The organism is Pseudoalteromonas sp. GB43 (assembly GCF_054923805.1).
This window is the reverse complement of record NZ_JBPCHJ010000003.1, coordinates 243,550-256,563: the sequence shown is the minus strand read 5'-3', so window position 1 is coordinate 256,563 and position 13,014 is coordinate 243,550. Positions and strand designations below refer to the sequence as shown.

Genomic DNA, 13,014 nt, shown 5'->3' with positions numbered 1-13,014 from the left:
GTGCCTTGTAATCTTGAACCGAGATGTCTTTGTCTAAACCAATGCAAATTTGGACAGCATGATGTGCATGAACATCATTATCAGGACTGATTCCGATGTAAATCGCTTTGTAGGGTCACAAATGAATATGCATGGCTGACTCAGTATCAAAAGTTCAGGCTATTGATTTTTGCCTTATAAATCTACACAAATGACGAATGTTAGCCGATAGATACACGTTGAGGCGAGTGCGCACAGTGAAACTGTGTGCTTCTTACACTTTTAAGTGTGTAAATAATTTAAAATGCCACAGTCCCTAATGGTTTTGTTTTGATCACACTTTGACGCCATATTTTCGAGTGATGACTTTAATGCGTTTAGCTCTTCAATGCGAATAATGACGTCTGATAAATGCTTAGCTATTAACGTATTGATATTTGAACAGCTCTGATCTGGCTTCGAACGACTGTCCATGAGCGTTTTTACTTCCATGATAGACATATCCAATGAACGACACTGTTTAATAAATAGGAGTTGTTCAATAGTCCCCTTGTCGTAGACACGATAATTTCCACTTGAGCGCTTGAGCTCAGGCAATAGCCCTTTCTTTTCATAAAAACGAATGGTCTGAATACTACAACCTGTCGTCTTTGCGACATCACCAATTTTCATTTTTTCTCCTAACCGTTGACTCTATACCAAGTATAGACTTTATACTCATACTATTCATCAGTAAAGAGTGTGTTTCTAATGAGCGGATGTGGGTGCGAAGTTGAAATAAAAGACCAGTCTCAACGACAGGTTTTGTATTGGCTTTTGGGAATAAACGCGACAATGTTTGTTATAGAAATGGGGATCGGGTTGCTTGCTCATTCAACCGCATTAATAGCCGATTCACTTGATATGCTCGCCGACGCAGTTGTATATGGTGTTGCCCTTTATGCTATTGGTAAATCGCTATTGCACAAAGCCAATGCGGCTAGAATTAGCGGCTTTTTTCAGATGGCACTGGGTGTGTTGATTATCATTGATATTGTAAGACGGTCAATTTACGGTAGCGAACCTGTATCGGGACTAATGATGGCTATGGGGGCAGTTGCACTGGTTGCTAATGTCATTTGTCTTGTGATCATACGCAAACAAAGAAATGAAGAAGTGCATATGCGGGCAAGCTGGATATTTTCAGCCAACGATGTGATTGCCAACTTAGGTGTTATCTTTGCTGGCGTTTTGGTGTTTTGGCTCGATTCTCGATGGCCTGATCTGGTTATCGGTGTGATAGTTTCGTGCGTTGTGTTGCGCGGGGCAAAAATGATCCTCGAAGATGCTGGAAATGAAAGACAGCGAGCGCTTAATGCGCAAAGTTGATAAGAAAATGCCAATTTTTAATTGCACATCAAAACTGCGTAGGTTGGCATGGCTACTTATTACTTTGCTCATGTGTCAATCGGGCTTTTCGTTCGCCGCTCAATGCGATGACTACCCTGCGGAGGTATCGTCAGTCCCTGAACAATCAAAGTCGATAGGCACTTATGATGTTCCCGAAAAAAATGTAAATGCTGGTGATAATACGTCGAGTGAAGAGTCTAAGTGTTTCCATTGTGTGCTGTGTCAATGTGGACAGATTAAGTTTCTGGCACAGCACCCAATAAATGACGTATCTAAACCGTTATATACCAATCAATACAGTTATTCCCGCAACGTCACTGACGGCCTAGTCGAAGGCCTTTTGCGCCCACCTCAACATTAATCCATTCCCTCCTATATGTTTGCATGGGTGCTTTCCATGTATGTCGTTATCTTATGAACAAAAGGTTCTTTTATGAGTTCTTCACGCCCATTGGGCATAAAAAAAGCTAGCTCAGCGTATCTGAAATTGATATCTGCTGCACTGGTAACCATGAGCATATCTGTTCAATCTGCCAATGCGCAAAAGTCTTCAATCACGCTTGAAAATGCGCTCAAACGCACATTATCAAACAACCCAGATTTAGTTGTGTTCGAATTTAAATCTTCGGCTTTGGATGGTGAATCAAAAATGGCCAGCTTACGACCTGAAATGTCTGTTGGGGTTGAAGTTGAAAATGTGTTGGGAACAGGCGAAGTGTCTGGTATCAAAGATGCCGAATTGACACTGACCTTATCGTCGGTCATCGAGCTTGGAGATAAAGTCAGCGGCCGAATGAATGTGGTGAGTTCAAAAAAAGCACAACTGCTTACACAACGGCGCATTCGCACGCTGGACATCTTGGGTGAAACAACTCGACGATATATCAATGTCATTGTCCAACAAGCGTTGCACAAGACTGAGCAACGAGCTGAAATGCTGGCTCGCACAATGCTTCAGACAGTCTCTACACGGGTTGAAGCGGGGGCTTCTTCACCACTTGAGAAAAAACGTGCAGAGTCAGCGTTGTCGCAGGCGCGTTTGTCGTTATTGATAAGTGAACAAAAACTCAATGAGTATAAACGCGACCTGGCCATCATGTGGGGTGACACTAACGCTGCGTTTGCGGAAGTTGAAGGGACACTGTTATCGTTTCCAAATTCACTATCACTTGAACATATGCTTTCACAGCTTCAAAGCAATCCACACGTTCTGCTTTATGCTGATAACTATCGGGTACAAGAGGCCAGATTGAGAGTGGTTCAGGCCAGTCAGCAGTTCGACATTGCGTGGGAAGCCGGTATCCGAAGAATGCAGGGAATTGATGACACAGCGTTAGTCGCCAGTATTTCGGTGCCGTTAAATACCAAGCAGCGGAATCTAGGTGAATACGAACAACAGCGCGCATTGCTTGACAGTATAGACTATCAAAAACAAGCGAAAATTCGTGAACTTACTCGCCAATTAAATCAAGTCATTAGCGCAAAAGACCAAGCCTTGCTCACTGTTACGACCCTTCAAGACAATGTCGTCCCAACATTGGAATCTGCATTGAAATTGGCGCGGGATGGCTATGAAAGTGGTCGCTACAACTACATAGAGTGGGTGACAACGCAACAGCAACTCATAGATATGCAACGAACTATGATAAAAGCCGCAGGCTTAGTTCACCTTCGAAGCGCAGATCTAGAGGCACTTACGGGAATTCCCGTGTTTTCTGACTCTCCCTCGACGTCTGCTCAATCATCACAATGAATAGAGAAAAAATAATGAATAAATCACAATTTACATTAGTTACTAGCGCACGTGACTTGCTTGGCATGTTAGTCATGCTAGTTACTTTACTGTTTGCTTCTGTCGCCCTGGCTGATGATGACGATGAGGAAGCCGAAGAAAGACCCGAGTACGTAGTGTTATCTCAAGAACGGATGCTTGAACACGATATCGTGACTGCATCGGCCGCATCAGGAACATTATCGCTCACAACCAGAACCTTTGGGCGGATAGTTCATGATCCTGCGTCACTGAGTCATATTCGTGCCCGCTTCGACGGTGTTGTAAAACGTATCATGGTGAATATTGGAGATAAAGTAGAAAAAGGTGACACACTGGCAATCATTGAGTCAAACGAGAGTTTAAATCAATACTCAATCACCTCACCGATGTCTGGAAAAATCATAGCTAGACACGCCAATGATGGTGAGCTCACCAACGGTCAAGTACTGCTTTCTGTTGCTAATTACTCTCGCGCAATTGCTCAATTGGCTATTTTCCCCAAACAACGTACTCGTATTGCCGCTGATATGGAAGTCACTTTAAGGCTTGAGGAATTGCAGCAACAATCAAGTATAAGCCACATTACGTCCTCACCTGATGACAAACCTTATTCTATCGCGTTTGTGAACGTTGATAATGGCAGTGGTTATTGGCCTTTAGGCGCTATGGTAGAGGGTTATATTCAGATTGGGTTCCAAGAAGTCAATCTGGCTCTCCCCAAAAGTTCAATACAAGAGTTAGATGGGCAAACCATTGTTTTTGTCAAAGAAGGGGAGCGATTTTACCCCCGCCAAGTAAAGCTTGGGAACACGGACAACCGTTTAGTAGAGATTGTGAAGGGCGTTCAAATAGGCCAGCAAGTCGTTGTAGAAAATAGCTATCTACTAAAAGCTGATTTATTAAAAATGGAGGCGGGCGATGATGACTAATTACCTGCGCATTTATTGTCAAAAGCAAAGCCAAGTCCATAAAAACGGTGAGGTGAGAACATGATAGCACCAATACTCCGTCTATCCATTGAGCGACGTGGTGTCATGATGTTGTTCGCCTTGTTTGTCGCCTTTTTTGGTATGTACAGTTACAAACAATTGCCGATTGATGCTGTGCCTGATATCACCAACGTGCAAGTGCAGATAAATACCGCAACCCCAGGTTACTCGCCTTTGGAGACTGAACAACGCATAACGTTTATAGTTGAAACCTCGCTGGCCGGTTTGCCTAATTTATCGTATACCCGCTCGATATCACGCTATGGTTTGTCGCAAGTCACAGTCGTGTTTAAAGAGGGCACTGATTTATATTTCGCACGAAATCTCGTCAACGAGCGTCTCACCGCCATCGCGGCGCAATTGCCAACAGGGTTAACCCCTGAAATGGGCCCTATCTCCACAGGCTTGGGGGAAATTTACATGTACTCGTTAAGTGCTGAGCCTCAGGCGCGACAGGACAACGGTCAACCCTATGATGCTATGGCATTAAGGGAGATCCATGATTGGGTAATTAAGCCCCAATTGTCGCTTGTTGAGGGGGTGACCGAGGTTTATGCGATAGGCGGATTTGAAAAGCAATATCATGTGAATCCTAATCCAGTCGCAATGATAAACTTTGGGATAAGTACAGGTGACCTTCTCAGTGCGCTAGAACGCAACAATGCGAATCAAGGCGCTGGTTTTGTAGAACAAAATGGGCAACAAGTACTAATCAGATCGGAAGCCCAACTTAAGGGCATTGACGATATCGACCAAGTGGTTGTTAAGATCATTGATGGCGTACCGGTAAAAATTCAAGACATCGCCCAAATCAACCTCGGTAAAGAGCTGCGCTCTGGAGCCGGCACGTTAAATGGCCAAGAAACAGTGATTGGCACGACAATGATGTTAGTGGGAGAAAACTCTCGTACGGTCGCCAAAGCTGTGGACAGTAAGCTCGAAACCATTAAAACAAGCTTACCCGAGGGCGTAATCCTTGAAGCGGTTTACGATAGGACAAGCCTCGTTGACAAAACCATCGACACAGTGCAGAAAAACCTCGTCGAGGGCGCTTTACTTGTCATCGTTGTGCTATTCGTTTTGCTTGGGAATGTGCGAGCTGCACTTATTACCGCCGCTGTAATACCCTTGGCAATGCTTGCCACGATATCGGGCATGGTCAAAACAGATGTGTCTGCTAACTTGATGAGTTTAGGCGCACTGGATTTTGGCTTGATTGTCGATGGCGCAGTTATCATTGTTGAAAACTGTATCAGACGATTATCCGAATCCCAGAAACAAAACGGCGCTACTCTACCGCTCAAAGAAAGGCTGAATGTTGTATATGAAGCCACTAATGAAGTCATACGTCCCAGTTTGTTTGGTGTATTGATCATTACCATTGTTTATATCCCCTTGTTCACGCTCACTGGCGTCGAAGGTAAAATGTTCCACCCCATGGCAGCGACCGTGATAATGGCTTTGCTTGCCGCAATGGTATTTTGTTTTACCGTAGTGCCTGCGGCGATAGCAATTTTCATGAGAGGTAAAATTAGCGAAAAAGAAAGCCCAATTATTAAAGGTGCAAAGGCAGTCTATCGTCCTGTTTTAACCGGAGCGCTGCGTTTTAGATGGCTAGTGGTAGTAGCAGCGAGTGCTTTGGTTGTCGGCAGTTTATGGATGGGCAGTAAATTAGGCTCCGAGTTTATTCCCCAGCTCAATGAAGGTGATATCTTAGTACAAGCGATACGCATCCCTGGGACTGGGGTAGAACAAGCAGTTGAAATGCAAAAAACTCTTGAAGCGAAACTTATGCAGTATGAGCAAGTACAGACGGTATTCGGTCGCACGGGTACGGGTGAGGTCGCCACCGACCCTATGCCACCAAACATTACTGATACGTTTGTTATTTTAAAGCCTCGGGAGCAATGGTCCGATCCATCAATGACAAAAGCTGAGTTAGTGAAAACGTTTGAAGAGGACTTGTTTACTTTGCCCGGCAATAATTATGAATTTACGCAACCTATACAAATGCGTTTTAACGAATTGATTAGTGGCGTAAGGGCAGATTTGGGGATAAGGCTATTTGGGGATGACTTAGATACGCTCTTTGCATCTGCTTCTGACATTTTGACCGTTATTTCAACGATTGAAGGAGCTGATGACGCGAGGCTTGAGCAGGTAGAAGGCATTCCAATCTTCACCGTCACACCAAAGCCTGATCAATTGGCACGCTTTGGTTTGGATATAGCCGACTTGCAGTTATGGCTCAATGCTGCGACAGGTGGAGAAACCGCTGGAATGATTTTTGAGGGCGACAGACGCTTTGAAATTGTCGTGCGATATGCCGACGACATTCGAAATGAACTCACTCAGCTTGAGAGCGTTCCCATAGTCACGCCCTCTGGTGAGCATGTACCAATAAGCGAATTAGCCACACTTGCATTTAAAGAAGTACCTAGCCAAATAAGCCGGGAGAATGGCAAACGTAGTATTGTTGTCACAGCAAATGTGCGTGACAGAGATATTGGCACTTTTGTTGAAGAAGCTCAGGCGAGAATTAATGATGAAGTAGATTTACCTGCTGGTTATTGGCTCGACTATGGTGGAACCTTTGAGCAGCTCGAAAGTGCGAGTCAACGATTGACGATTGTGGTACCGGTTACGTTGTTTGTGATTTTGACAATGCTGGTAATTGCGTTTGGTTCTATACGCGATGCGTTGATTATCTTCACAGGTATCCCTTTGGCATTAACAGGCGGTGTAATGTCTCTTTGGTTAAGGGATATGCCTTTATCCATATCCGCGTCGGTAGGATTTATCGCGTTGTCTGGGATTGCCGTATTAAACGGATTGGTAATGCTGTCCTTCATCAAGCAACGTTTGCTAGAAACCGGAGAATTAGTGAATAGCATTGTTGAAGGGGCACTTATTCGCTTGCGTCCGGTATTAATGACAGCACTAGTGGCAAGCCTTGGATTTGTGCCCATGGCGCTCAATACGGGCATAGGTGCAGAGGTGCAACGGCCTTTGGCCACGGTGGTCATCGGCGGGATAATATCGTCAACCTTGCTAACACTGGTAGTGCTGCCTGTACTCTATCGACTCGTGCATAGTAAAGGGGATCAGTAGTGTTCTTGGGCATTTATTCGTAAATGCCCAAGTTTTACCTGAACGATTTTTAGGTACCTATTGACTCTTTATTAAGTATAGACTTTACAATCATATTCTTAACGTCATGTACGATAAGGATAGATATGGTTTCGCTTATTTTAATTAGTAGTTTTTTGGCGCTAGCCGTCCTCGGTAGAAGCTTTGTTCAATATAAGAGAAATGGTGATTTTGGTATAAGAGCAGCATCTATAAACGCACCATTAATAGAAATTGTACCAGGGGCTATATTCGTGGTTACGTTTTGCTTTGCATTTGGTCTAGTTCTTTTTGGTTACTTAGGACGTGCGCCCCTACTATTTGTTCCTTCAATTCCATTTCAGCTTCTCGGCTCCTTGATTGGCGCCTGCGGAATTGCTGTAACTTTGTTGTCTCAAATTCAAATGGGAGATTCATGGCGTATTGGCGTTGACCAGCAAGAAACGACTGCACTTATTACCCACGGGATTTACGCAAAGTCTCGCAACCCCATTTACTTTGGTATTTTTCTATTTTGGGCAGGGGTGTGTATAACGTTCCCACATTTGCTGCTTTGGGCATGTGCTTTTGTATGTTGGATTTGCATTGAAGTGATTGTTCGACAAATTGAAGAGCCTTATTTGAAGAAAGTGCATGGCGATGATTTTCTAAAATATAAGTCTGACACTAACCGATACATACCTAAGCTTTCACGCTTAAATAAGTAATGGCGCAGGCTGCTTTATATGCATAAACTAACGAACGGTATCTTTTAACGTCCATTTTTATGAACTGTCGTTATTCTTAAATAAAGTGAGCCGACTGATTATGTTTGCAAGCCCGTTCTCGATTAGCGTGAGTTCATTGTCAATTAAAGTGAGTCAGGCACCGGTCATATTCTCACTTAATGTGAGTCCAAAATGTACGATGTAATCAAGTCAGAGGGATTATGTTCGCGAGCCACTACATCTAGCAAGTGATACCTATAAGCGCTTTTTAGCAAATCAATCGGAAAGCTGTAGTGGCGATTTTGGCATGTCTGAGATGCTCATGACATTTTACGGGGGACAATCAGATAAGTCTTTTGGAGAAATCTTTCAGCAAGGTTCTGTTGATTTACAAAAGTACATGATGGAAGCTTTAGAGGGAATTGACGAAATTGCGCTAGATGAAACCATACATATAGAAAGTATCAAAAAGCTTATTGCAGATTTGCCTGCGTTGATGAGCAGTCAATCTTCGAGAGTAGCAGAGGAACTTGATGAAGGAGGCGAATCCCCAGTTTCAGAGTTCGAGGCCAAAACGGGAATTGGATAGTTATATTAAAAAATGTAAAACCGCCAAACGTGGTGGAAAAAATATGGCAGATTTTATCAGGCATTGAAGAATTCTCAGGAATTGGTATAGAAACATTTTTTGGAGTGAAACCTCGTAGCTTTGAAGCAGATTCGGATAGAGAAAGAACTATTCAAGAGAAAGTCAACGCAGTCTATCACCAGTTAAATTTTCTCGGTTACTATCGTGATTCAAAAATGAAAAAAGATAGAAGATTTCGGGCATCCTTTAGTGATATGACGCATGCAGGTGTTGCTTCATTTTGTCATTTTTTTCTGTGTAGAGACGAAGATTTGGTAATGAAGGCTGCTGCGGCTTATGAATATTTAGGTGTAAACACTAGAGTATTGCACTATAAAGCTTACAAGAAAATGCAGCCGACCGCTGACACGTCGGCTGATTAGGAATTACCAAATAAATACTCTAAAACGTTTTTGTCCAAAGATGAGTTTCTTATCTTATGGTCAAGATTGTCACTGCTCAAGCTCCCTAGTGTGATTTTTAATACTCAAATACTCAGTTGTAGCTCGATTGAGACTTGGTAGTAGCAATTATTTTGAACCTTTATTAAATTCACCCGTTCAACTCTTACACAAATTTAACTAGAAGAGTCTCTGTAGAACCCTTTTTAATACCAATAGGATCAATGCCTAAAGCCAAAGCCACCACCAGAAATAATGGGAGATGTAGGTTTAATTATTAAAAGCAGTGAATACACAGATTAATTTATAAGGCAGAATTCTAATCTTGATACTTTTTGATACTATAGTAACAAATTCAACTGATAATCTTATTTTTTGTTACTATAACAGCAATTTTATTCACCATCGGTGATGGCTTTTATATTGTCTCTTGATGAAACAATCTTCAATACCATTTCATATGTGACACAATAGTAACAAATAATGTCATTATTTATGCTATAATTGATACTATAGTGACATATTTGGAGGTGTGTATGTTATCCCTTTATACTGCTTATGATTTGCAGATGGATCTCAAAGAGTTTATCAAGTCAGCTCGAAAAAAAGACAAACTCAGTGTTCAGAAGTTAGCCGATCTGTCTGGCGTGCCTTATGCGACGATCCGAAAGTTTGAATCATCTGGTAACATCTCATTGCGTCAGTTTCTAATGCTTTATGAGACCGTCGGAGACTTGAAAAAAGTGAAAGAGCTGACAAAGTCGTGTGAGCCTGAATTCAAATCAATAGAGGATGTGCTACGACATGCTTAAATCTGCCCTAACCGTAAGGCGTAAGCTTAGCACCGGTGAAAAGGTGCTTGTCGGCAAGCTTGTTGAAAATAGTCAACAAAGCTTCTTTCAATTTGACGAGACGTATTTAAACGCTCACTCTACTTCTTTGGCCCCGTTCAATTTAAAAGCAGACACAAGCCTACAAGCTGCGCCTAGAAAACCGCATTATGGCATCCATGGAGTTTTTGCAGACAGCCTCCCTGATGGTTGGGGTCTTTATCTCATGGATCGTGTATTTAGGCAGAACAATCAGAACCCAAAAACAGTTACCGCTTTAGAGCGTTTGGCCTACCTAGGTGAGAGATGTATGGGGGCGTTGAGCTATGAGCCAGAGTTAGATTTACTTGATGAGTCCAAGGATTCAATTGATATTATTACCCTCGGTCGAGCTGCGATTGAAGAATTTGAAGGCACTGAGTCAGCTTTGCTTGAGCACTTGATGAAAACGGGTGGATCGGGTGGTGCTAGGCCAAAAATGAACGTTACGCGTTTAGCGAATGGTCAATATTCAACATTAGACGACGTACAAGGCACAAAGCTTATAGTAAAGCTTACATCAGAAAAGTTTGACTTGAAGCACTCTGAATCAATAGTTGAATATTGCTACATGCAAATTGCTCGTAATGTTGGCATCGAGGTTCCTGAGTTTGATTTAATTGATGCGGGTAATGGAAGATATTGGCTAGAGCAGGAGCGATTTGATTGCACAGAGCAAGGTGGTCGAATTCATATGATTTCTGCTTGTGGGTTATTAGATGCCCCTTTTCGAGAACCTTCTTTGGACTATGTGCATTTAGTAAAAGCTACGCGCATCATGTGCAGTGTTACAGAGTCTCAGAAGCTCATTAAGCGTTGCATGTTTAACTATTTAACTGTTAACCAAGATGATCATAGTAAGAACTTCAGTTTTCTTGCCAGTGACTCCGATGTTTGGACGCTATCACCTTTCTACGACATTGTTTACAGCCCAAGTCCTTACAAAGAGCATATGACGGCTTTTGGTGGTAATGACCAAACACCAAAGAATGTACTAAATCAGCTAGCTGCTCAGTCGGGGTTGTCTTCAAAAAAAGCGATTATGACTATGGCTGAAGAAATATTTGAAGCAACGCGCTCGTTTAGGCATGAGGCCAAGCATTTAGGTTTGTCATCTAATCTAATCAATGAGATTGATAATGATATGATAGAAAAGTTTAAGGCGCTTTAAATACAGGATAATTAAAATTGTCATGCCTTATTTTGCAAATGTCAGATAAGTTGAGAGATTTATACTATTTTTAGTCTAAAATAGGAGTCGCCTGTTAAGGCCCATACCAAAAATATGAAAGCTGACTTATCTGACAAATTTCGGTGCCAGCTTCATCATAATTTAGCTTATATTTATGCTGAATTGGGCTAAACCAAAAGTTAACTGGTTTACCGTTTTCCACTTCCTTAAAAGCTATTTGAATTAAAATTTCTGACTCAACTTTAATCATTCAGATAACTCCAAAATCAAGGTTATAAAATTCGCACTGATCTTCTGATGCTTCATTCATTTCGGTATCTTCATTACTCACTTGGCGGTTATGTTGGCCTAGTACGATAACATTTGCAGGTGGTTCAATGATGTCATCTAGTTTTTTTAATGCTTCTTCAAGTTCTCCACCTTCTGTTGATACGTACTGTGAAGTAATTACGCAGCTAGCAAACTTATCGTTATTGGCCTCTTTGTAGTACTTAAAAAAATCAGAGTAATATGAAGTTAATCGGCTTTTTAAAACGGGTAAGATTGGATGGCTAATTACGCTATCCTGCATGTCCAGTGTTTTCAAGGCACGAAGAATTAATGCAAAACCAGCCCATTCAAGTGTATTGTTGAATACATCCATACCCCCAAATACTTTGTTTTGCCATGCATCAAAAGCAGAGTGCATTTCATACTCATCCATATACCAAACTTTGCTTGTACCATTTTCAAACTCTAATAATAAATAGCAACCAGAGTATGAAGCCTCCTGAGTGCTATCGCCTTTAACGTGAGATACTTTGTTTGAGCTAACATCAATTGAAAATTTATCGTTGTCATAAACCACTGCAAGTTCATAGCTTTTTACAATACCTTGAGTTTCAAGGTAGGCAATTACATTATCTGTATTTAGTGCAGGAAACAGACAATATGCAGTAGTGTAGGGATGTTTCCTAACTCTTATGTTCACTAGGTTAAGCAGCTCAGGACTCAGAGAGCCGATCAACATATCCACATCTTTAATTGTCGCAACAACGTCATCTAGGGCGCACTCTTTAATCAAAGCGGAATAATGAGAATGTGAAGCCAAGTTGAACAATGTTTCCCACTGTTTAATATTGTCTGAAGCAGATTTAATTAGCTTTTCAATTTGAACTGATAACATTAGTACGCCTCGCGTGAATAAGCACTTTCGAATTTTTCTTCATAAGCTTGCTGATTGGAACTGTGCTGACAATCTTGATCATCAAACAACATTGGGTCATTCATAACACTATCTCTATAAATACAAGGGCAGAGAGTCTTCCAGTGACGTTTAATAAGGGTTTTCTCCCTCATTTGATCCACATGCACTGAAAGCCACGCTTCATTGCCCATCGCCTTACCTTGCTCTTCAATAGCTAAAATTTCTTCAGGAGGCATAACTGTAGTCTTAAAAGAACCATCAATTAGCTCAGTTTGACAATAGCCACCGGCTAATTGTCCACGCATTGCTTTAGATAGAACGGTTGTAGTGTGGGTAACTTTTGAATTTACACCGTTGTATTGGAAAGTGTCTTTTTCATAAAAAACATTCGCATTAATTTGTTTTACTTTTCCAGAACGGTAAGCAAGTTTAAGAATTCCCTTGTAGCCTAATCCTAATTGAGTCACATACTGGTCTGATGATTCACTATATTCAGTTTTTAAAAAGCAAAGCTGCTCAGTAGGGCAAAGTGAAAGGCCTATTTTTGCAGCTTTTAAAAATGAACTGATTACGGACTCAACTGGAGTGTAAGGGAAGCTGTATTCTACGTTTAATCCAGACATAACGATTTGATAGACGTAGTTTAGCTCTGTATTAAAGTCTAGCTTATAACCATTTTCGGAAAGATAAGCCTCAAACTGGCCTTTGCATGCTGTTAATTTTCCATACAATAAATTTTGATATTCTTGAAGTGATAAACTCATAACGCTC

14 protein-coding genes are annotated in these 13,014 nt (G+C 41.7%); 10 read left to right on the top strand and 4 right to left on the bottom strand.

From position 1 onward, the window contains the following. Nucleotides 1–261 precede the first annotated feature (261 nt). Nucleotides 262–651, bottom strand: a complete 390-nt coding sequence (gene cadR / locus ACRWSG_RS23255) for a Cd(II)/Pb(II)-responsive transcriptional regulator (RefSeq protein ID WP_004588587.1) — start codon at nt 649–651, stop codon at nt 262–264. Nucleotides 652–729: 78 nt separating this feature from the next. On the opposite strand from cadR, the gene ACRWSG_RS23250 reads away from it, so the two are divergent. The 10 genes from ACRWSG_RS23250 (at nt 730) to ACRWSG_RS23205 (ending at nt 11,036) form a co-directional block, all read left to right on the top strand. Beyond that, on the top strand, nt 730–1,347 hold the full coding sequence (locus ACRWSG_RS23250; RefSeq protein WP_036973831.1) for a cation transporter: 618 nt from the start codon (nt 730–732) through the stop codon (nt 1,345–1,347). Then, complete coding sequence (locus ACRWSG_RS23245) at nt 1,313–1,729, top strand: hypothetical protein (RefSeq protein WP_015065927.1); 417 nt, start codon at nt 1,313–1,315, stop codon at nt 1,727–1,729. The genes ACRWSG_RS23250 and ACRWSG_RS23245 overlap by 35 nt, the downstream gene beginning before the upstream one ends. Before the next feature lie 72 nt (nt 1,730–1,801). Beyond that, nucleotides 1,802–3,121: a TolC family protein gene (locus ACRWSG_RS23240; protein WP_051501955.1), complete on the top strand. Its 1,320-nt coding sequence runs from the start codon at nt 1,802–1,804 to the stop codon at nt 3,119–3,121. A 14-nt stretch (nt 3,122–3,135) separates the two neighbouring features. Continuing rightward, on the top strand, nt 3,136–4,071 hold the full coding sequence (locus ACRWSG_RS23235) for an efflux RND transporter periplasmic adaptor subunit (protein ID WP_036973832.1): 936 nt from the start codon (nt 3,136–3,138) through the stop codon (nt 4,069–4,071). A 60-nt stretch (nt 4,072–4,131) separates the two neighbouring features. Continuing rightward, on the top strand, nt 4,132–7,242 hold the full coding sequence (locus ACRWSG_RS23230; RefSeq protein ID WP_462167690.1) for an efflux RND transporter permease subunit: 3,111 nt from the start codon (nt 4,132–4,134) through the stop codon (nt 7,240–7,242). Between the two features lie 125 nt (nt 7,243–7,367). Then, nucleotides 7,368–7,967, top strand: a complete 600-nt coding sequence (locus tag ACRWSG_RS23225) for a methyltransferase family protein (protein ID WP_036973833.1) — start codon at nt 7,368–7,370, stop codon at nt 7,965–7,967. Between the two features lie 307 nt (nt 7,968–8,274). Beyond that, nucleotides 8,275–8,556, top strand: coding sequence for a hypothetical protein (locus ACRWSG_RS23220; protein ID WP_462167689.1), 282 nt, complete (start codon nt 8,275–8,277; stop codon nt 8,554–8,556). A 29-nt stretch (nt 8,557–8,585) separates the two neighbouring features. Continuing rightward, the gene (locus tag ACRWSG_RS23215; RefSeq protein ID WP_462167688.1) at nt 8,586–8,978 is read left to right on the top strand and encodes a hypothetical protein; all 393 of its coding nucleotides are present in this window, start codon (nt 8,586–8,588) and stop codon (nt 8,976–8,978) included. A 554-nt stretch (nt 8,979–9,532) separates the two neighbouring features. Continuing rightward, nucleotides 9,533–9,808 carry a helix-turn-helix domain-containing protein gene (locus ACRWSG_RS23210; protein WP_036973834.1) on the top strand — a complete coding sequence of 92 codons (276 nt, stop codon included), beginning with the start codon at nt 9,533–9,535 and terminating at the stop codon, nt 9,806–9,808. After that, the gene (locus tag ACRWSG_RS23205; protein ID WP_462167687.1) at nt 9,801–11,036 is read left to right on the top strand and encodes a type II toxin-antitoxin system HipA family toxin; all 1,236 of its coding nucleotides are present in this window, start codon (nt 9,801–9,803) and stop codon (nt 11,034–11,036) included. The genes ACRWSG_RS23210 and ACRWSG_RS23205 overlap by 8 nt, the downstream gene beginning before the upstream one ends. A 94-nt stretch (nt 11,037–11,130) precedes the next feature. Here the strand turns inward: ACRWSG_RS23205 and ACRWSG_RS23200 are convergent, their stop codons facing one another. Genes ACRWSG_RS23200 through ACRWSG_RS23190 form a run of 3 tightly spaced genes read right to left on the bottom strand, consistent with a single transcriptional unit; the run spans nt 11,131 to nt 13,007 of the window. Further along, entirely contained in the window at nt 11,131–11,307 is a 177-nt protein-coding gene (locus tag ACRWSG_RS23200; RefSeq protein WP_155950874.1) for a hypothetical protein, read from the bottom strand. After that, complete coding sequence (locus ACRWSG_RS23195; protein ID WP_235404402.1) at nt 11,308–12,222, bottom strand: hypothetical protein; 915 nt, start codon at nt 12,220–12,222, stop codon at nt 11,308–11,310. Next, a complete protein-coding gene (locus ACRWSG_RS23190) occupies nt 12,222–13,007 on the bottom strand; it encodes a recombinase RecT (RefSeq protein WP_462167686.1) in 786 nt (261 codons plus the stop codon). Before ACRWSG_RS23190 ends, ACRWSG_RS23195 begins: the two co-directional genes overlap by 1 nt. Nucleotides 13,008–13,014 lie beyond the last annotated feature (7 nt).